Here is a 20,916-nt window from a genome sequence, read left to right as displayed (position 1 = left end):
ATTATAATTAAGGAGGAGTCATGAAAATCAAGAAAATTTTACTTACATTATTAGTAGTAATGTTTAGTACAAGCGTAATTTTTGCAAGTGGTACTAAAGAATCTGATTCATCAAGCAAAAAAGAAGGACCAATAACAGTTACATTTTGGTCTTTATTTACTGGTGGGGATGGAGAATTTTTTAATGCTATTATTGATGAATTTAATAATACCCACACAGATATACAAATGAAGACAGATACTGTTAAATTCGATAATTATTATACTAAATTAACCGCAGCTCTAGCAGCGGGAAATGCACCCGATCTTATAGTATTGCACCAAGCTAATTTAAAAAACTACATACCTAGTGGACAATTATTAGCTTTAGATGATTATTTAGAAGATATTAATGCTCCAATAGATGATTTTATTCAAGCACCTTTAGATGCTTGTAAAGTTGATGGAAAATTGTATGCTCTACCTTTAGATGTTCATCCTATAATTATGTATGTTAATAAAAGCTTGTTAATGGAAGCAGGAATTAATGAGATTCCCACCAATTATGATGAGCTAATTGATGCTGCTATAGCTGTACAAAACAAAACAGGTAAAATGGGTATAGCTTGTGATAATACCACAGCTGTTTATAAAGCTTATACTTTAACTAGACTATTTTTCTCAATGATGTATCAACAAGGTGGACAAATGTTATCTGACGATAATAAGGCTGCAGCCTTCAACAATGAAAAAGGTGTTGTAGCATTGAAAGCTTTGCAAGATATGGTTAATAAATATGGAGTGACACCAGAAGGTTTAGACTACGATACATCAGTTAACTCATTTAAGTTAGGTGAAGCAGCATTTCATTTCAACGGTGTTTGGGCAACAGGAACCTTTGAAAGTCAAGAAGATTTAGATTTTGTTGCTGTTCCTTTACCAGGTTTAGTTGGAAAGCCAGCGGCTTGGACAGGTAGCCATACTTTAGCAATTCCTAAAAACAAAGCAAATGATATGGAACATGTAGAGGCAATCCTAGAATGTATGCTTTGGATTACAGGTCATGGAGAAATGTGGGCTAAAGCAGGACATATACCAATAAGAACATCAGTACAAAATAGTGAAGCTTTCAAGGCTCTCCCATATAGAAGCGATTATTCAGGAGCAGCTGCAAATTCTGTAGTTCCACCTAATGCAGCTGGTTGGGATGAAATATATTCAACATTATCGGACATGTTAGAATATGCTGTTGCTAAGAACTCAGATCCTAAACAAGCTCTAGCTGATATGGAAGATAGAGTGAACAATATTCTTTCAACTTATAACTAAATTAAAACGAGAGTGGGAGGCATCTCCCACTTTCTCTTAAGGGAGGCCTCTATGATACCGGGAAATAAAGATAACAGAGATGGATTGATTTTTGCATCCCCATTTATGTTAGTATTTATTTTATTTATGCTCTATCCATTACTTAACGGTTTTTACATAAGTTTTTTTAAATGGGATATCCTATCAACTAAAAAGTTTTTGGGATTTCAAAATTACATTAACTTATTTAAAGATCAGACATTTTATTCTTCTTTATTACATACTTTACAATTCGTAATAATAACAACACCAGTTTTGTTAGTATTAGGTTTTATAATGGCATTATTTGTAAATTCAAAATCCCCCTTTAAGAATTTAGGAGAGAATATTTTTTTCATTCCATACATTTTTTCTATGACAGTAATATCAACATTATGGGCTTGGCTATTTCAAAAGCAATACGGTCTAATAAACCATGTAATATCATATTTCAATATAGAACCAATAGGTTGGCTTACAGATACAACTTGGGCTATGTGGTCAGTGTGTTTTGCTACTTTTTGGTGGACCGCAGGTTTTAATATGATTTTAATGTCAGCTGGAATGAGACAAATTTCAAAAGAAGTTTATGAATCAGCACAGATAGATGGAGCTACATATATACAACAGATAAAAAGTATTACAATACCTTTATTAAAACCTACAATTGCATTATGTTTAATTCTCCAAGTTATAGCTTCTTTTAATGTCTTTGGACAAGTATACGTAATGACAGGTGGTGGACCTTATGGTTCAACTAGAGTGCTTATCCAATACATATATGAAACAGGATTTCAATATTTTAAAATGGGTTATTCTGCTGCAATGAGCTACATATTATTTTTTATCATCATGATATGCTCACTAATCCTAAGTAAAATAGGAGGAAGTAAAAATGAATAAAAAAACTTCCAAATATTATATATTAAGATTTATTGAGATTTTTATTCTTTTAATATGGGTCTTCCCTCTTATTTGGATGGTAATTACATCTTTGCATAACGAAACAGATTTAGTATCTAAGCAATTTCATTTTTTACCTACAAAACCAACTTTAATTAATTATGTTAAAGCTTTTACTTCAACATACATAATAAGATGGTTGTTAAATAGTTTATATGTTTCATTTTTAGCAATGGCTTTAACTTTAATTGTCGACGCACCAATAGCTTATGCTTTTGCAAAAATCAAATTCAAAGGTAAAACTTTCTTATTTTGGTTAGTTATGGCTGGGATGATGGTACCGTTTCAAGTTTTAGTAATTCCATTATATTTACAATTTAACAGTTATAATTTGATTAATAATTTATTGTCAGTTGTTCTTCCTAGAATATCTTTACCCATTGGAGTTTTTATCTTAAAACAATTTTTTGAAGGAATCCCTGATGCCCTTGAAGAATCGGCATTTATGGATGGAGCCTCACGATTTAAAGTATTTAGATCAATAATATTACCCTTAGGTGGAGCCGCTTTAGCAACCGTTACAATTTTATCCTTTATAAATTGTTGGAATGATTTTTTATGGCCATTAATAGCAATTAATGATACCGCTAAATATACAATTACAGTAGGTATAGCAAACTTCCAAGGAACTCATGGAACTCAATACGCATTAATATTATCTGGAGCTGTAATAGCTTCGATACCACAATTTATATTTTATGTTATTTTCCGAAAACAAATTGTTCAAGGAATAGCAATGTCAGGCATCAAGGGGTAGCAAATGTTATTTCCCATCAAAATTAATGATACAATTATTAATATTTCAAATAATATAAGAACAATAAAAAACAGAGAAAAATTAAAAAACTTTAAACAAAAGAATAACGAATTATTTTGGTCATATAATTGTTTAATAATAAAAGATAATGTAGAAATAGAAGATAGTTTTATCAAAATAAAGAGAGAAATCAAAGTTCTAAAAACTAATAGATATAAAATTGAATTAATTATTAACCATGATGTTGTAAATTATGAAATATTTATTCCATCTGTTATTTATAAAGGTAACTTAGAGGGGAAAGGTAAATTCCCTAGATTAAAAGATGAAAAATATTGGTCATTTGATGAGAGTAGAATGACAATACCAGGATGTATAGAAATTAAAGGGAGTAATAAGACTCTAATTTTAGCTCATAGGGCAAATAATAAGCATTTAGCCACTAGTTGGACTAAAACAAGTGTATCTTTTAGTTTGCCTTCTATTGAATGGCCTTATGAATATACAGGAAAAAACAGTTTAGAAAAAACAATTATTAATGATGAGAATTCGTATACTAATTTAGATAAAGGAACAAAGATAAACCAAGAATATATATTTTATATAAACGATACTAAAAAAAATGATTTATTAGGTGATTATAAAATATTTTTAGAAAAATTTATAAATTTGACTCCTAGAGTCGAACCTAAATTATCATTCTATGATTTTAAAGGCTTGTTATTGAAACATTTATTATTTTTAGTAGAAAGAGGTAAAAGCGGACACTACATAAAAATGGGGAAAGGAAATGAACCTCATCAAGAAATATATGAATATACTAGTGCATCTTTTTTAGTAAAAAGTGTAGAAGCTGCTTCAATTTTGTGCTCTATAGAAATAAATAATTTAAAAGATAATTTAAGCTATGAAATAAAACAAATTTTAGAAGAACAAGAAAAAATTACTTTGGAAAATTTATCATATAAAGATTTAGCTAAATCTATAGGAAATTATTTTTTACAAGCAGAAAAGCCTCGTGGAATCTTTCGAGACTGCCAAGATTTAAAATCCAATATTTGGGGAGGATATCTTGGAATTGGTGAAAATAATGAGTTTAGATGGAATGTGAATTCTAGAACTAATGGAGAAGCATTATTGGCTTATCTTTCATTATCTAAATACTGTGACCCCATAAGTAAAAAGAAATACTTAAAACTTATAGATAACATTGTTAATTTTTATTTAGAACATCAACTTGAGAGTGGGAACTTCGGAAGGTGGTGGAGTAAAGATGGCACATTAATTGACGATAAAGGCACAAATGGAGCTTATATATTTTTATTTTTTATCAAATACTATAAACAAACAAAAAGTGAAAAGCTATTAAACTCAATTAAAAAAGCAATAAAATATTATGCAAAATTAATAGAAACAGGCTCTTATTTTGGAGACACTTTAGATGCAGACTCATGTGATAAGGAAGCCGGTCAAATATTATTGAGCAGTTTCTTGGAATTGTATGATATAAAAGAATTTAGAACTAAATATATTTTGTCATTATGTGAAAAAAGTGCCACATTTATAATGACATGGATAATGGCAGATAATATTGTCTTTGATCCTACAACTCCTCTAGGAGAAAGAAATTTTAAGACAAAAGGATTAAGTGTAGTTTCCATTGCAAATCAACATTTAGACTTATATGGGATGATGATAGCTTATGATTTTTTACGGCTATATAAATATTGTGGAGGGCAAATATATTTAAAACTAGCTAAAAACATGATTAATTCCTGCACACAACTAATATCAAAACCGGATGATTTATTAGGGAGAAGCAAAGAATATATAGGCTGGATTCCTGAGCAAATTAATCATACTAGATGGGATTATTTTAATGATAAAGCCCATCATAATGGTTATTTTTTGATAGACATAGCTTGGGTACAAGTTTTAGTACTTAAATATTTAATAAAAATTGAAAATGATTTTTCGGAGGTAATATAATGAATCTACGATTTTCAATTATGACACTTAATCTTTGGAATACAGAAAAATTAGAAATAAGAAAACCTTCAATAAATAAATTTTTCCAAATATTTCAACCGGATTTTTTATGCATTCAAGAAATTAGACAAGAAACAAGAACTTTTTTAGATATAATTTTACAAAATTATAGCAGAGTTGAAGATGATTTTCTTGGTTGGAGAGATGAATCTAACATCTATTATAATAAAAAATTATTTGAAGAGGTTGACCATGGTAGAGTAGATTTACTTATGCCTGAAACAAATAGAGGACTTTTTTATTTAAGAGCAAAATCTAAATCTACAGATGATATAATTTTTGTTTCTACCGCTCATCTAACACACCAAGGTAATGCAGATGAGCTAGCTACAGGATGCAGTTATCGACATAATGAGGCTATTTTACTTTCTAATGCAATAAATAAATTAACAAAAAATGATGAAGGAGTTATAGTTTGTGGAGATTTTAATGATCCATTCCATCCGATGAGAATAATTAGCGAGAAAACCAACCTTTCAGAAGTTTTTAGAACTCTCCATTTGGAGGCACCTATAACTTTCCCAAATTCGCAAATAAGTGATGAATATTATTTAGTGGAAAGCATAGATAAAATTATGCATAATTATAAATTAAAACCAATTATGGCTTCATCACCTAAATTGACTCTTTCAACTGGTATATCTGATCATTACCCTGTTGAAGCAATATTTGAAATAAAATAATTAGCAATGGATCTATTAGAATTATAAAATACAAAAGTCACAGAAAAATATATTGTTTTTTTTCAGTGACTTATAATTAAAGAAAAAAATAATTAAATCTGTCATATTTACAATGTTTAGGCTATATTTGGTATTACAAAAAATTTCCTAGCCAAAATAAATATTAGTCTTCTTTTATATTTAACTTACCCATTTTATAAGCAGTTAGATTTTTAATTAATCCATTTCCTCTAAATTCAATTAACTCTAAATCTTTTAAAGCTTCAATAACTCTAGTTGCACATTGTCGCCCATCATTTAAAAATATTTCTAAAACGCTATGATCTATTAATAGTTTAACACTAATTTCTTCACGTTTATCAAAAGGAATGAATATATTATCAAATTTGACACCAGTTGATGAAAATAAAATTTGAACTACACCTTGTTTTTTAGCTCTAAGGATAAGATTTATCTTAAAGTCATCTTTTAAGTTTATTTTAAAATTTACTTCGCTTTGATATAAATTATCATCTTCATACTGTACAACATGAGATAAATCGAAACTTTGATTATCAATTAATTTATCTTGTCTAAGCTTATAAGTTTCTTCAATTGGAAGTTGTATAAGCTCCATATTATCGTTTAAACTTATTTCTCTTGGAATAGAAATAACATTATTCCAACCTTGATTTTTACTAAAGCCTCTAACAAAAGCAAATAAAATAGTTCTTCCCTTATCATCAATAATAGTATTAGTTGCATAATATTGGGCACAATAATCAACTAAACCAGATTTCTCAATAGTGAAGTCCAGATTGTCAACATCAAAAGTTCCTATATAATATTCAACTTCTCTATACGGTGAACCTACTAAAACCCATTTGTCATTGAGGGAAAAGAAATTTGGACATTCAAATAGTTCAATAATCGGTTTAAATGTTACTAGTTCTTTTATATATTTCCAATTAACTAAAGAACCATCTTCACTTTCAAAAAGGAGAACAGAAGGAGTTTGTTTGTCCCCAACAGCAGCACCCAAAACTAAAAAATACCTATTATCCGCAGTAAATACATATGGATCTCTTAGATCACCTCTAACTTGTGGTAGATTTTCTATATCTGTGGCAATAGCATTAATTCTATCTTTTTCAAAATGCTCAATATTATCATCAAAAAAAACAGCTTTTTGAATATTGGGATCTATCTCATTATTTTCAGCTACACTTGTATATAAAGCAATTGGTTTATTATCTTTATTTATAGCTAGACAACCAGAATAACAATCCATCTCATTTAATTCTTTTTGTGGATGAATGTTATCTTTTAACACTTCATAATTAATAAAATCTTTAGTACGAGCATGACCCCAATGAAGATTTCCCCAACAGTCAGAAGTAGGGTTATATTGATAGAAAATATGATAAAAACCATTATGATAAATAGTTCCATTTGGATCATTTATCCAATTTTTTTTGGGACGAAAATGAAAATGAGGATATGTTGTTTTCATAAAAAAAACTCCTAGATTAGATTAAAAAATATATATTATAAAAAGTAGAATTATTCTGTAATTACGATATTAAAATCGTAGACATTTAGGTCATCTTTAAATTCTTCGTAAACATTTTTATTAATTACAAGAGTATTGACAACATTGAATCCTGCAACTAATAATCCGGATGTCTTTTTAAGACAAGCTTCATCTACGAAAAGAATTACTTTCCTTGCTACATTAATCATAGATTGTAAAAGCGGTAGATCTTCAGTTGGTTCTGCTAAAAAACCTATTTGAAAATCGATTCCAGAAGGATGCATAACAAAACAGTCTGCTCTTAATGTTGATAAAATAGAATATGTTGTAGTTCCAGAAAAGGTTTTAGTATCTTTATTATATAATCCTGCAAGCAAAATATTGTTCAAAGTGGACGAATCTTTAGTCCTATCAAATATGGTTAAGGAATTTGTTACAATAGTAGCGAATTTTTTTTGAAGTAATAATTCATCTACTATATAACAGTTTAAGGAGCTATTACTAAGTAGTATAACATTACCAGAATGTATCTGTTTAACTGTGGTTTTGATTAAAGAAATTTGATCTTTTTGTAATTGAGAAGATGTTTCCTTAATTCTTTTTTCTATAGGATTTACTATGGATAATTTTCCATAACCTTTTTCTATATAATTAAGCTGTGATAGTTTATTCAAATCTCGTCTTACAGTCGCAGGTGCCACACCTGTTATTTCACTTATTTTTTTCACATTTATATCAGAATTATTCTTAATAGCGTCTAAAATCTGTCTTTGTCTAGTACTAATATCTATTGTGTTCATAACAATAACAATAAATTAAGACCTTCATAAAGTCAAGCAAATAATCACAAATAATCATTTTATAATAATAATTTTTGATTATTGTGACATTTTTTAATGATTTTTTGAAAATTTTACTTGCGTTATTGTAAAAATCATAGTAGGTTATGTAAAGAATAAGATTTATTTAAATTTCTAGGAGGAAATATTATGAAAAAACTAATTTGTTTTATTAGTCTTTCTTTACTCTTTTTTTCTTTTCCAATTTTTGCAAGCGGAAACAGTGAAAAAACTAATGAAAAGGAGGTAATCAACATTTGGACACAAGCTTCTGCTGATTCAAGAGAAGGTCAGATGTTCCAAAAAATTGTGGATCAATACAACATGGAACATCCAGATGGATATCAAGTAGAAATTCAAAATATCACAAGAGCTGGTGCAGGATCAGGTTATATTGATAAATTAAATGCTGCTTTAACATCTGGAAATATGCCTGAAATTTTTACTTTAGATGGGCCGGATGTAGCTTCTTATGCAGATTCAGGGGTTATTCAACCACTTGAAAGTGTACTTCCACAATCATTTATTGATGGATTTACTGCTAGCATCATTCAACAAGGAACCTTCAATAATGAATTTTATGCTTTAGGATATCAAGATAGTGCTGTTGCTATAGGATTGAATAAAGATATTATTAAGTACTTACCAGAAGACAAAAAAGCTTTAATCCCAGATATAGATGAAGATTGGACATGGACAGATATGCTTGAAGTTGCTAGAGCAATTCAAGATTTAAAAACTAAACCAGAAACAATGAATAAGCCTGAAATTCAACAAATGGAAGTTGCTTGTGATTGGTTAACAAGTGATATAGCAAAAGGAACTTATGAGACAGGTACTTACTTCTTAACTCCTTTGCTTTGGGGAAATGGGGGTTCTTTAATTGGTCCAGATGGTTTAACTCTTGATGGTTATTTTAATAGTGAAGAAAACATAGAAGCTTTAACTATTGCAGGAAAATTCTTTAAAGAAGGCTTAGTCTTACCAACTGAACCTTTGAAAGCTTTTTATACTGAAAAAGCAGGTATGTGTATCTTAGGTTTCTGGTTTGTTTCAGAAATTACTTCAAATTACCCAGACTTAGATTACATGACTGTAAGATATCCAAAAGTAAATAAAGATTATGATGGATTGTATACACCTTCAGGATCTTGGGCTTTTGTATGTAGTAGTGCAGTTGATTTAAGCACTGACTATGGTAAGGCTGTTGGAGAAGTATTACAAGCTTTATCAGATGATGATGCAGCAAGACTATACTATGAAATGAATGGTGCTGTACCTTCAAGAAAAAATGCTTTAGATGTAATCAATCTAAATTCTGATGATCCAAGAGCAAATGAAGCATGGAGTGTTTTAGCATATGAAGTTGCAAATACTAACCACTCTCGTCCTGTAACAAAAGGATATCCAGTTCTATCAGAATTATGGGCAAAAGATGTAATTTTAGCAATTGGACAAGCTAAAACTGATGACCCTGACATGATTCGAGAGATAGTAAATAAAGCAATGAATAAAATTCAAAAAGAATACGACAGATTCTAGTGAGATTTCGGTTTTATCGGACCATTTGATACATATTTAAATGGTTCGATAACTTAATTTAGGAGATTATTATGGTAAATAAAAATAGAAGAAATGATATTATTGTCGGATATCTCTTCATCCTTCCCGCAATGGTATTATTATTCCTATTTATAATATGGCCAATGGGCTCAGCTCTATCTTATAGTTTTACAGACTATTTTCTATTAAAACCAGGGCAACAAAAATTTATAGGATTAGATAATTATATTAGGATATTGGGAGATGAACAATTATTTAAAAGTTTTTTAAATACTTGTCAATTTGTTATTAAAGTTGTTCCGTTACAGTTAGCAGTAGCCTTAGGTTTAGCATTGATAATTAATAAAAAGTTTAAAGGAAACGGTTTTTATAGAGTCTCATACTTCTCACCAGCTATATTATCATTAGTTGTTGTATCAATTCTTTGGTCAAGTTTATTAAATCCAACATCTGGTTTAGTAAATGAAGTATTATCAAACTTTGGCATATCACCACAGCCTTTTTTAACTAGCACATCACAAGCAATGAATTCTATTGTTGTAATTTCTGCATATTCAGGTTGTGGATATCAAATGTTAATATTTCTAGCAGGTTTAAAAAATATAGATCAAAGCATGTACGAAGCAGCTACAATTGATGGTGCTAATAAATATAAACAATTTTTACATATCACTATTCCAAGCCTTAGAGCTATTATGGTATATCAATTTATTACAATCATTATTCAAGCTTTTAAATTGATAGTTCAACCAATGGTAATGACTGGTGGTGGTCCAAATTATAGTACAATGACTATCTTACAATTTATTTATGAAGAGGGATTTAGACATAGATATATAGGTTATGCAAGTGCAGTAACTGTAATATTTACATTATTTTTAATTGTAGTTTCGCTAATTATTAAAAGGGTATTACCAGATGAAACAAACTAAGAAAAAAACAAATCAGATATTATTTTATATAGGTATAACTTTTATAGCTTTGCTGTTTTTATTACCAACCGAATGGATGATAATATCTTCTTTTAAAACAGAGTCAACAATTTATAATGACATGAATAGTTTTATGGCTTTCATTCCTCATGATATTACGACTATATCTTATACGCAGTTATTAGATTATTATAATGTCTTTAGAAATATTATTAATTCCTTATTATATGCATCGATAATGGTAGTATTAGGTTTAATTGTTAATAGCTTTGCAGGTTATTCTTTAGCTATGTATAATTATCCAGGTAAAAATATTATTTTTGTCTTTGTAATAGCAATGATGATTGTTCCAATTGAGGCAATAATTTTACCAATGTATTTGGTTGTACATAATTTAAGTCTATTAAATACAATTCCAGGATATATTTTACCATTTGTTGCTAATGTTATGAATATATTTTTATTTAGGCAAACTTTTATTACTTATCCTAAAGAACTAGTAGAAGCTGGTAAAATAGATGGTATTTCTTCATTTAGATTTTTCTTCCAAGTAGTAATTCCAACAAGCTCATCTATTTATGTAACAGTAGGAGTTCTTACCTTTTTAGCTTCATGGAATGATTTTTTATGGCCAGTTATGGCACTATCAAATCAAAAAATGATGCCAATACAAGTAGCATTAAATGCTATTTTCAGTGATAGAGAACATATTTTTACAAACCACACAATGGCCGCATTAACTATTGCAAGTATACCTGTAATTATTATTTACAGTATATTCCAAAAATATATAGTCGAAGGTGCTGTTCGCTCAGGTATAAAATAATGTCCTATTTTTTAGGATTACCATAATAATTTGTCTCTCTAGATTTATGATATCTAGGGAGGCATCTTTAAAATTTGTTAACAAAAAAGTGCAAATTATTTGAGAAAGATAAAATGTACTTAAATTACATTATATTGATTCCAATTAAAATAATATAAAACGAGAGGGGACAACAAACATCTAAAAAAAATAGTTTTATCTAAAAGTGAAATAAATAATAAAGAGAATCACTTTTAGTGAAAACTATTAAAATTATATTGGTATTATAGACCAGCTATTATCAGGAGGAGTGATAAAAAGGTAAATAGCAGGTAGTTGCACCAATATTCCTATAGTGTGTTAAAATATATGGCACACAACTGAGGAATGGCCAAGACTTTAACTCGACATGTTTTACTAGTCCAAGAATATGAGACTGTTTAGGAGAATGAGGAGTTTTAGTCGTATCAATCACTGGTCCACTTACTGAGGCCGAAAAGGAGAGAGGAACAACTACCGAACAGAGAGCCATTTTTGATTTTGTGTATAAAAAAAATAAATGCAAGGAGATAAGAATGGTTAACTGGGAAAACAAAACTGTTAGCGTAGGAATTGATTTGCATAAGACTCAATTTACAGTTTGTGCAATAACATCAACGAAAGAGATTCTATTTGAGAAAGTGTATCAAACTAACGATGAAGGTTATAATGCTTTTATCAGTGAATGTCACACTCTAGAAGACAAGTATGGTGCACATGTATCAATGGCAATAGAAGCTACTTCTAATGCTAGATACTTTAGAAACTTAATGCAGAAAGAAGGCTTTTTTACACTTGTTATTAATACTTTAAAATTTAAGGTTGTAACATTAAGTGCTAAAAAGACAGATAATATGATGTTGGGATATGGGATAGTAACAACTGCCACTCAATTTCAAAGCAAGAAAAAGAGACTGCTTCTTCTAAAAGGTCTCGAAGACTACGCTTTGATTTAAGAAGAGGACAGTCTCTACCTTAAATAGTTTCATTCAAACTTTAGAAATTTTGGATGAACAAGTCAAGGCTTTAGAGGCATTAATTGAAGATTTTGTACAAGAAGATGAAGATGTTCAATTACTAAAAACTATTCCAGGTGTAGGGAAAATAACAGCTACAACCATTAGAGCATATGCCCATGATTATAAATAGATTTGCAACTTACAAACAGTTCGCAGCATATTGTGGACTCACTCCTTTTGTAAAGTTTTCAAATGAGAAAGGATTTACCGGACATATAACAAAGAATGGACCTGTAGAGTTAAGAACTGCAATGGTACAAGCTGTAATGGGTATGCTTCGTCTACAAAGATCATTAAGGTATTTGTCGCTAATTAATGATTATAAAAGAATGAAGAAAAACAAAGGTAGTGGGAAAAGTATAATTGCCTTTGCACTAAACTTTAGTAGAGTAATTTATGCAATTCTAAAGAAGAAAAAGCCTTTTGATATGAATAAATTAATAGGTGATTTTAATAAGCGACAAGCAGAAGCTGTATAGCTTCTAATAAAGAAAAATGGAGAAATTAGGTTATGGTTTTCTGTGAAAAACTATTGACCTTTTATAGGAGGATTATATGACGAAATATATTGTGGCCTTAGGGGAGTTGCTAATCGATTTTATTCAAATAGGAATTTCAAAAAACAATAACCCATGTTATGAAGCAAATCCAGGGGGTGCTCCATGTAATGTATTGGCAATGGCAAATAAATTAGGTATCAAAACATCCTTTATTGGAAAAGTTGGTAATGATAAATTTGGCACACAATTAGAAAATACGTTAATAGAACAAAATATAAACACAGAAGGATTAACAAAAAGTGATTTTGAACCTACAACTTTAGCTTTTGTGCATCACGATGAAAATAATGATCGAAGTTTTACATTTTATCGAGAAAATTGTGCAGATACAAGTTTAAAAGATGAGGATGTTAAAGATTATTATTTTAAGAAATGTGATATTTTTCATTTTGGAACCTTGTCCATGACAAATGACGATTGTAAAAAAGCAACATTAAAAGCAATTAATATAGCAAAAGAAAACAAAGCTATAATATCATTTGACCCTAATTTAAGAGAAAACTTATGGGATGATGAATCTAATGCTAAAAATGCTTTTGATTTAGGTTTAAGACACTGCAATATTTTAAAAATTGCAGATAATGAAATTAAATGGTTTACATCAGAAGATAATTTAGATAAAGCTATCACCATAATCAAAAATAAATATGATATTGACTTAATTTTTTTAACCCTAGGAAAAGATGGTAGTAAAGCATATTATAAAGATATTGAAATTAAGGAACCAACATTCTTAAATGTAAAGTGTGTTGATACAACTGGAGCTGGTGATTCCTTTATGGGCAGTTGTCTTTACAAAATTTTAGAATATGGCTTATCTAATTTAGATAAAAAGAAATTGCATGAAACTCTAATTTTTGCAAATGCTGCTGCAAGTCTAGTTGCAAGCAAAAAAGGGGTAATAAAATCTCTGCCATCTAAAAATGAAATATTAAAATTAGTAAATTCTTGATTTAGTTTATTCGTTTAAGATTGAACTTTTTATATAATTAACATTATAGTATTTTACTGTTATGAATGAAAAAGAATATATTTTAAAAGTTTATGAAATCTTAGACAAAAACTCAAAAGAAGAGATAGTTTTTTTGGATAAAAAAGATCCATTTCAATTTTTAATATCTGTTATATTATCAGCTCAAACAACTGATAAAATGGTTAATATCGTTACGGTAGAACTATTTGATAAATATCCTGATGCAAAAAGCTTATCAAAGGCGGATTATGAAGATGTTTGTAGAATAATTAAACCAACTGGATTTTATAAAGTAAAAGCTAAAAATATAATAAACTGTTCAAAAGCTCTAGTAAATAAAACAGTCCCCGATAATATTAAAGAATTAGTTAAACTACCTGGTGTTGGAAGAAAAACAGCAAACTGTGTTATAGGGGATATATATCATCAAGGAGCAGTAATAGTTGACACACATGTAAAAAGAGTCTTAAACAGATTGAAAATAGTAGAAGAAAAAGATCCAACAAAAATTGAAATGAAAGTGAGATCTTTATTAGAAGATAAATACTTATACAGGTTTTCTATGACAGTCAATCTTCATGGAAGAGAAGTCTGTCATGCAAGAAAACCTAATTGTAAAGATTGTTGTCTTAAAGATCTTTGTCCATCGAGAGATGAATAGAGTCTAAGACCCTATAGGTTACTTTGTTATCCATAATTATTATCTCTAAAAGCTCAATACGATAATCACTTATAACAATGGGATTAACTTTAATATCATTTTTTATCGCATTTCCGAGATGAATTATAGGATATTTATCATTATCTTCTAATAAGTTAAAATACTTTGATTTAAAATTTATTACTGTTTTATTACATAGAAGAGATTGCAAATATTCAATAGATTCATTTGTTTTTGCATCAATAAAACATACATTATTATTGTTAGTTGCTAAAGAATTAAAACAAAGTGGTGTTTCAATAGCTTTTATTTTTAGATTATTAAAACTTTGTAAATCTGTTTTTCCTAAAATAACAAAAGGTTCAATTAAATTAAAACTAGGATTATTTGTATGTAGAAAAAGATCTTTTTTTAATTTTTTCAAATAAGAAAAGTCATTATCTTTTAATTTTAGTGTAATAAGCTTAATTTTCATAAAAATAATATTAAGATAAATTAAGTATTATAACTAGTATTTTTTAAAAAAAAGGGTGAAATTAATATAAATTAAATTAAAATTAGTATAGAATAATCTTAATAGATTTATTACAATGAAAGCACGTTGGATTGATTTTCTGTGAAGAAAATAAATAAATATGTAAATACTTTGCAATATGCAATGAAAAAGGTATTTACACAATCTATTTTATTTGTTAATTTGCATAGAGTTGAACTGCGCTTTTCAAAATACCTTGCGTAATGCTCACGAGTATTTTTCTCGTGCAAGGCTCTCTGGATAGCAACAACGTTTTAATAATCAATATTTTTTATAAGGTGGATATAGTATGGCTCGTAGATGTGAAATTTGCGGAAAGGGAACAGTTGCAGGCAACAATGTTACCAGAAAAGGTCAAGCAAAGAAGAAGGGTGGTGTAGGTCAGCATATTGGTGTAAAATCCAAACGCGTTTTCCGCCCAAATCTTGTTACTGTTAAGACAACAGTAAACGGTACTCCACGTACTGTCAAAGTTTGTACACGTTGCCTACGTAGTGGTGCAGTTGATAAACTATAATTTGTTTTCATAATGCAACCTATATGTAAAAGAGCCCCTTTGGGCTCTTTTTCGCATATTAGGCTTTTTGTTCACTATAAAGTTTATTATCTTAAACAGGAGAGTTATCTTGAAAAAAATCAATATTCATGCATTAGAAGCTTCAATGTTATTAAATAAGGAAGGACGTGATAAATTATTATCACTAAGGCAATCTAATTTAGAAAATAAATTAGTAATTGTTATTACAAGTGATAAAGAGAAAATAATTGAAGCAAAAACTTTAATAGATTTGGCTAAAGCTAAAGATGAAATGGTTTGGGTTAAACTTGAAGAAAAAGAAGCTTTATTAAATGATGTAATTTATGAATTAGTAAATAATCAATTCAGAACTAAATTATCTGATTTAATAAAGAAGAATTTTACAAACATAGAAGATATTCTAAAAAGTGTATGGCTAGTCGGTGATGTGTCTTATGGAACTTTAGGATATTTTGATTATATAGTTGGGACTTGGATTGCAAATATAGCTAAAGCATTTGTTGAATCGAATGGAGATAAACTGCACAACTTTGATGCTAATGAAGCATTAGCAATTACATCCTCAACATTGCCAGACTTTTCGATAGTTACTCCTGCAATTCATAAAATCAAAGAAAGTTTTAATGCAGAAATCTTTGCGTCAAAATTAGCAGTTCAATTAAATACAACAAACTTAGTTTTTTGGAATTCAAAAGCACTATTGACTACAGCTGATGTAAATGAAGTACCAAGTGCAACAGTAATTGAAAATCTTTGTTATAGCGAAGCAACAGAGCTTTCATATTTTGGATCTACATTAATTAATTCAAAAGCTATTTTATATGCTATATCTAAAGGAATTCAAGTTAGACTTAGATGTTGGAAATATTTTGATGAAGAAGGTACTTTAATTAATAATTGTGAAAATACTACTAATGGACCTTCTGTGAAAGGTTTCTCAGTAGTTCATAACGTTGCCCTTATTAGCATAGAAGGTGCTGGCTTGAGTGGCAGAGTTGGATTTTCATCAAAAGTTTTCGAAGCATTAAAAGCAGCGAATGTAAATGTAATTTTATATTCTCAAGCTTCTTCTGAGTATTCTATATCTATAGCAGTTCCTTTAGATCATGCAGATAGAGCAATAGAAGCAGTTAGTATTAATTTTCATGAAGAATTGAGAGACGATATTATTAATTCTATAGAATGTATCAGAGACTTAGCAGTTATAGCGGCAGTTGGCAACAATATGGCTGGGAAAAAAGGTGTTGCTGGTAAATTCTTTAGTTCCTTAGGCAAAGCCGGTGTTAATGTTAAAGCAATTGCTCAAGGCGCAAGTGAAAGAAACATTAGTGCAGTAATTGAATCTTGTGATAGTACAAGGGCATTGAGAGCCTTACATGCAGCTTTTTTCTTATCAAAGCAAGCATTATCAATAGGGATAATTGGACCTGGGAATATAGGTGGAACCTTATTAGATCAAATAGCCAATGAATCTACAGCATTATATGAAAAATTCCGTATTGATTTAAGAATAAGAGCAATAGCAAGTAGTAAATTTATGTTGTTAGATGAAGATGGAATTGATTTATCAACTTGGAGAGAAAACTTCAAGAAAAACAGTGTCCCATTAGATATTGAAAAATTTGCCAATCACGTAAGTGCCACATATTTTCCTCATAGGGCTATTGTAGACTGTTCTTCAAGCAGTGATTTAGCTAAGAGATATGTAGATTGGATGAAGAATGGAATGCATATAGTAACACCTAATAAAAAAGCTGGTACTGCAGATATTAAATATTATAAAGAATTATTTGATACATGTTTAACAACAGGCCGTAGATTTTATTATGAAACTACAGTAGGAGCAGGCCTTCCTGTTATCAACACCTTGAAAGATTTAGTTCAAACTGGAGATAATGTTAGAAGTATAGAGGGTATAGTATCTGGAACTTTAGCTTGGTTATTTAATAATTATGATGGAAGTGTTAAATTCAGTGATCTAGTTAAAAAAGCTAAAGAAATGGGATACACAGAACCTGATCCTAGAGATGATTTATCTGGTATGGATGTAGGAAGAAAAACTGTAATTTTGGCTAGAGAGTTAGGCTATGAAGTTGAAGTTAGCGATGTTCCAATTGAAAGTTTAGTCCCTGAAGAACTTGCAAAACTTCCTGTTGACGAATTTATGACAAAATTAGAGCAATTAGATAAACCAATTCAAGAAAAATTTGAAAAAGCTAAAGCGGAAAACAAGAGATTATGTTATGTTGGACGTGTAGATGAAAATGGAAAGTGTAGTGTGGCATTAAAAGGCTATCCTATGAATCATCCTTTCTCACAGGCAAGTGGAACTGATAATGTAATTTGTTTTATAACAGATAGATATTCTACCCAACCTTTAGTTATAAAAGGTCCTGGAGCAGGAAGAGAAGTTACAGCTGGTGGAGTATTTTCAGATATTTTAAGATTAAGCGCATATTTAGGTGCAAGGGTATAAGGAGATAGGTAAATGTATTTTGTTTCAACAAGAGGTCTTTCAAAAAAAATAACTGCAGGAGAAGCCATTTTAAAAGGATTAGCAGAAGATGGCGGTTTATATGTCCCTGAAACTTTTCCTTCATTAGTAAATATGAACATTGGTGAGATTTCATCATTTCCTGAAATGGCTTTTGAAGTATTAGCTCCATATTTTGAGGAAGATAAGTATATTACAATAGATGATTTAGCACAAATATGTATGGAAGCTTTTAATTTCAACGTCCCTTTAGTCCAACTTGGAGATAAGCAAAGCGTATTAGAACTATATCATGGACCAACAGCTGCATTTAAAGATTTTGGTGCACGCTTTTTAGCTTCTACTTTAGAGAAAATAATTCTTAAGACAAAAAAAGAATTAACAATATTAGTTGCTACTAGCGGTGATACAGGGGGCGCTGTTGCTTCAGCCTTTTACAAAAAAGAAGGTATTAAGGTTAAAGTTTTATATCCAAAAAATAGAGTAAGTGAAAGACAAAAGAAGCAATTAACTGTTTTGGGTGAAAACATTCAAGCTTATGAAGTTGATGGAACCTTTGACGATTGTCAAAAAATGGTTAAAGATGCATTCATGGACAAAGAATTAAGTGAGAAATGGGGTCTAACAAGTGCTAACTCAATTAATTTAGGTCGTCTTTTACCACAAAGTGTCTATTACGTTTTTGCCAGTCATTTATTTAGATCCATGTACGGTGAAAATCCTAATTTCATAATACCTAGTGGTAATGTTGGTAATAGTTGTGCTGCATATTGGGCTTTTACTACTGGAGTTCCAATAGAATCAATAGTATTAGCAGTGAATGAAAATAAAACAATTCCAGATTATTTAGCAACAGGAGAATATGAACCTCGACCTAGTGTTAAAACTCTAGCTAACGCAATGGATGTAGGGGCACCAAGTAATATGGAAAGATTGTTTAATTTATATGGTGATATTGAATTGTTTAGACAATTTGTTTCCTCTTACAGTGTAAGTGATGAACAAATAAAACAAACAATCAAGAAAACTTATGAAGATACTTGTTATATTATTTGTCCACATACAGCTTGTGCTAAATATGTATATGAGACACATTATAAAGACAAACCTTCAATTATAGTTTCAACAGCTCATCCAGCTAAATTTGAAACAATAGTAGAACCTTTAATTGGTAAAGAGATACCAGTTCCCAAAAGTTTAAGTGAACTCTTAAATAAACAAGGGAATTTTATAAGTGTTTCAACAGACTATAAAGAGTTATTTAAATAATCAAATAATTACATTAACAGTTTATTAATAAGGTTTAGCAATATTTTAATTGTTAAACCTTTTTTTATAAAGACTAAATATAAATAGATAAAAATAAATGTTATTGAATTAACAAAAAAGTACAAACTCCCAGAACTTATACTATTTATTATGTAATTATTTGTATATAATAAATATATAATATTGCTAAGAAAAATTTGACTATAATAAATATATTAAATATAATAGAAATGATTTAATGTAAAATGTTGGATTAGTTTATGAAGATTGCTAATATCATTGGAGGAAAGAATTAAAATTAAATTAAATAAACATGATGTTTTAAGGATACTTAAAATATCATCCTTAATCATAATTCCATTTATTATATTATATATTTCTATTTTTAGTTATTTTACAAAAATTCAAATTGATACAACTATTCAATTGATAATTGGAGAACAACGTCAACGTGCTAATACAATAGATAGTATTGTAAAAGATATTTATAATGAAAGTGTTGAGGATTTGAATTTAATTAAAAATGCTAATGAATTATCTGATTATATTAATTTTGAATCTCCTTCAAACTTTAATGAAGTTCAGCAAATGTTTTACCGTGTTGCGTTAACAAAATCTCATTTAGATCAAGTTAGACTATTAGACCTTAACGGAAAAGAGATAATTAGAGTAAATAATATCGATGGTACACCAATTATTGTTAAAGAAGAAAATCTTCAAAACAAACAAGATTCATCATATTTTAACGAAGTATTAAAATTATCAAAGGGTGAAATTTATATTTCTGATCTTGACTTAAATGTTGAAAATAAAGTTGTTGAAAAACCTAATAAACCAATAGTTAGAGTAGCAACACCTTTATATAGTGATAATAATGAACTTAAAAGTATACTAATTATAAATTATTTAGGTTCAGACATATTTTACATATTAGAAGAACAATTGAAAGATATTGAATACGAATTTATCGTTCCTTTTTTGATTAATTCTGATGGATATTATCTATACAATCAAGATACATCAAAAACTTTTTCTTTTATGTTTGAAAATGAAGAGCAATACAATTTTGCAACAGAACAACCATCTGTATTTGATGAACTTTTACAAAATGAAAGTGGTTATATAGAAGTAGACGATGAAATATTCTATTACAGAAAAATAGTTCCAACTGAAAATATTGAAAATTATTATGCAGAGGACTGTTGTTGGTATTTTGTTTCTAAATTTAATAAAAATACCCTACCAATAATGGCGAATATATTTATTTTCAATCTATCACTCACTGATTTTATTATCCTAGTTACACTTTGTTTATTGATTCTATATATAATTATTATGGGCTCTTCTAAACTATTTGTGGGTTAGATTCTATTAATTCTCTTGTTAAGTCCCTTTGTTA

The 20,916-nt window shown here is 29.1% G+C and carries 20 protein-coding genes; 17 read left to right on the top strand and 3 right to left on the bottom strand.

Annotated features, from left to right (window positions below):
- Nucleotides 1-20: 20 nt before the first annotated feature.
- The 5 genes from ACZ5SO_RS04935 to ACZ5SO_RS04915 are packed head-to-tail and all read left to right on the top strand — an operon-like array spanning nt 21 to nt 5,777.
- The gene (locus tag ACZ5SO_RS04935) at nt 21-1,307 is read left to right on the top strand and encodes an ABC transporter substrate-binding protein (protein WP_464627207.1); all 1,287 of its coding nucleotides are present in this window, start codon (nt 21-23) and stop codon (nt 1,305-1,307) included.
- A 51-nt stretch (nt 1,308-1,358) separates the two neighbouring features.
- Complete coding sequence (locus ACZ5SO_RS04930) at nt 1,359-2,228, top strand: carbohydrate ABC transporter permease (protein ID WP_464627205.1); 870 nt, start codon at nt 1,359-1,361, stop codon at nt 2,226-2,228.
- Nucleotides 2,221-3,045, top strand: coding sequence for a carbohydrate ABC transporter permease (locus ACZ5SO_RS04925; protein WP_464627204.1), 825 nt, complete (start codon nt 2,221-2,223; stop codon nt 3,043-3,045). The genes ACZ5SO_RS04930 and ACZ5SO_RS04925 overlap by 8 nt, the downstream gene beginning before the upstream one ends.
- A gap of 3 nt (nt 3,046-3,048) precedes the next feature.
- Nucleotides 3,049-5,034 carry a glycoside hydrolase family protein gene (locus ACZ5SO_RS04920; RefSeq protein ID WP_464627203.1) on the top strand — a complete coding sequence of 662 codons (1,986 nt, stop codon included), beginning with the start codon at nt 3,049-3,051 and terminating at the stop codon, nt 5,032-5,034.
- Nucleotides 5,034-5,777: an endonuclease/exonuclease/phosphatase family protein gene (locus tag ACZ5SO_RS04915; RefSeq protein WP_464627201.1), complete on the top strand. Its 744-nt coding sequence runs from the start codon at nt 5,034-5,036 to the stop codon at nt 5,775-5,777. The genes ACZ5SO_RS04920 and ACZ5SO_RS04915 overlap by 1 nt, the downstream gene beginning before the upstream one ends.
- A gap of 163 nt (nt 5,778-5,940) precedes the next feature.
- Here the strand turns inward: ACZ5SO_RS04915 and ACZ5SO_RS04910 are convergent, their stop codons facing one another.
- Complete coding sequence (locus tag ACZ5SO_RS04910) at nt 5,941-7,269, bottom strand: glycoside hydrolase family 32 protein (RefSeq protein ID WP_464627200.1); 1,329 nt, start codon at nt 7,267-7,269, stop codon at nt 5,941-5,943.
- A gap of 50 nt (nt 7,270-7,319) precedes the next feature.
- A complete protein-coding gene (locus tag ACZ5SO_RS04905; protein ID WP_464627198.1) occupies nt 7,320-8,090 on the bottom strand; it encodes a DeoR family transcriptional regulator in 771 nt (256 codons plus the stop codon).
- Between the two features lie 189 nt (nt 8,091-8,279).
- On the opposite strand from ACZ5SO_RS04905, the gene ACZ5SO_RS04900 reads away from it, so the two are divergent.
- The 8 genes from ACZ5SO_RS04900 to ACZ5SO_RS04865 all read left to right on the top strand — a co-directional run bounded on the left by ACZ5SO_RS04900 (nt 8,280) and on the right by ACZ5SO_RS04865 (nt 14,681).
- Nucleotides 8,280-9,671 carry an ABC transporter substrate-binding protein gene (locus ACZ5SO_RS04900; protein ID WP_464627196.1) on the top strand — a complete coding sequence of 464 codons (1,392 nt, stop codon included), beginning with the start codon at nt 8,280-8,282 and terminating at the stop codon, nt 9,669-9,671.
- Between the two features lie 71 nt (nt 9,672-9,742).
- A complete protein-coding gene (locus ACZ5SO_RS04895) occupies nt 9,743-10,624 on the top strand; it encodes a carbohydrate ABC transporter permease (protein WP_464627195.1) in 882 nt (293 codons plus the stop codon).
- On the top strand, nt 10,611-11,450 hold the full coding sequence (locus ACZ5SO_RS04890; protein WP_464627193.1) for a carbohydrate ABC transporter permease: 840 nt from the start codon (nt 10,611-10,613) through the stop codon (nt 11,448-11,450). The genes ACZ5SO_RS04895 and ACZ5SO_RS04890 overlap by 14 nt, the downstream gene beginning before the upstream one ends.
- Nucleotides 11,451-12,004: 554 nt before the next feature.
- Entirely contained in the window at nt 12,005-12,424 is a 420-nt protein-coding gene (locus ACZ5SO_RS04885) for an IS110 family transposase (protein WP_464627191.1), read from the top strand.
- A 49-nt stretch (nt 12,425-12,473) separates the two neighbouring features.
- The gene (locus tag ACZ5SO_RS04880) at nt 12,474-12,617 is read left to right on the top strand and encodes a hypothetical protein (protein ID WP_464627190.1); all 144 of its coding nucleotides are present in this window, start codon (nt 12,474-12,476) and stop codon (nt 12,615-12,617) included.
- On the top strand, nt 12,604-12,966 hold the full coding sequence (locus ACZ5SO_RS04875; protein ID WP_464627189.1) for a transposase: 363 nt from the start codon (nt 12,604-12,606) through the stop codon (nt 12,964-12,966). The genes ACZ5SO_RS04880 and ACZ5SO_RS04875 overlap by 14 nt, the downstream gene beginning before the upstream one ends.
- A 76-nt stretch (nt 12,967-13,042) precedes the next feature.
- Entirely contained in the window at nt 13,043-13,999 is a 957-nt protein-coding gene (locus ACZ5SO_RS04870) for a carbohydrate kinase family protein (protein WP_464627188.1), read from the top strand.
- 61 nt (nt 14,000-14,060) lie between these two features.
- A complete protein-coding gene (locus ACZ5SO_RS04865) occupies nt 14,061-14,681 on the top strand; it encodes an endonuclease III domain-containing protein (RefSeq protein WP_464627186.1) in 621 nt (206 codons plus the stop codon).
- Here the strand turns inward: ACZ5SO_RS04865 and ACZ5SO_RS04860 are convergent.
- A complete protein-coding gene (locus tag ACZ5SO_RS04860) occupies nt 14,650-15,156 on the bottom strand; it encodes a hypothetical protein (RefSeq protein WP_464627184.1) in 507 nt (168 codons plus the stop codon). The genes ACZ5SO_RS04865 and ACZ5SO_RS04860 overlap by 32 nt on opposite strands.
- A 349-nt stretch (nt 15,157-15,505) precedes the next feature.
- On the opposite strand from ACZ5SO_RS04860, the gene rpmB reads away from it, so the two are divergent.
- From rpmB to ACZ5SO_RS04840, 4 genes are all read left to right on the top strand, one after another.
- On the top strand, nt 15,506-15,733 hold the full coding sequence (rpmB, locus tag ACZ5SO_RS04855) for a 50S ribosomal protein L28 (RefSeq protein ID WP_464627183.1): 228 nt from the start codon (nt 15,506-15,508) through the stop codon (nt 15,731-15,733).
- Nucleotides 15,734-15,842: 109 nt separating this feature from the next.
- Entirely contained in the window at nt 15,843-18,230 is a 2,388-nt protein-coding gene (thrA, locus tag ACZ5SO_RS04850; protein WP_464627182.1) for a bifunctional aspartate kinase/homoserine dehydrogenase I, read from the top strand.
- A 12-nt stretch (nt 18,231-18,242) separates the two neighbouring features.
- Complete coding sequence (gene thrC / locus ACZ5SO_RS04845) at nt 18,243-19,517, top strand: threonine synthase (RefSeq protein ID WP_464627181.1); 1,275 nt, start codon at nt 18,243-18,245, stop codon at nt 19,515-19,517.
- Between the two features lie 279 nt (nt 19,518-19,796).
- Nucleotides 19,797-20,882, top strand: a complete 1,086-nt coding sequence (locus tag ACZ5SO_RS04840; RefSeq protein WP_464627179.1) for a cache domain-containing protein — start codon at nt 19,797-19,799, stop codon at nt 20,880-20,882.
- The last annotated feature ends 34 nt before the right edge of the window (nt 20,883-20,916 follow it).

Source organism: Pleomorphochaeta naphthae, assembly GCF_055396005.1.
This window is presented reverse-complemented; position numbering and strand designations above follow the sequence as displayed.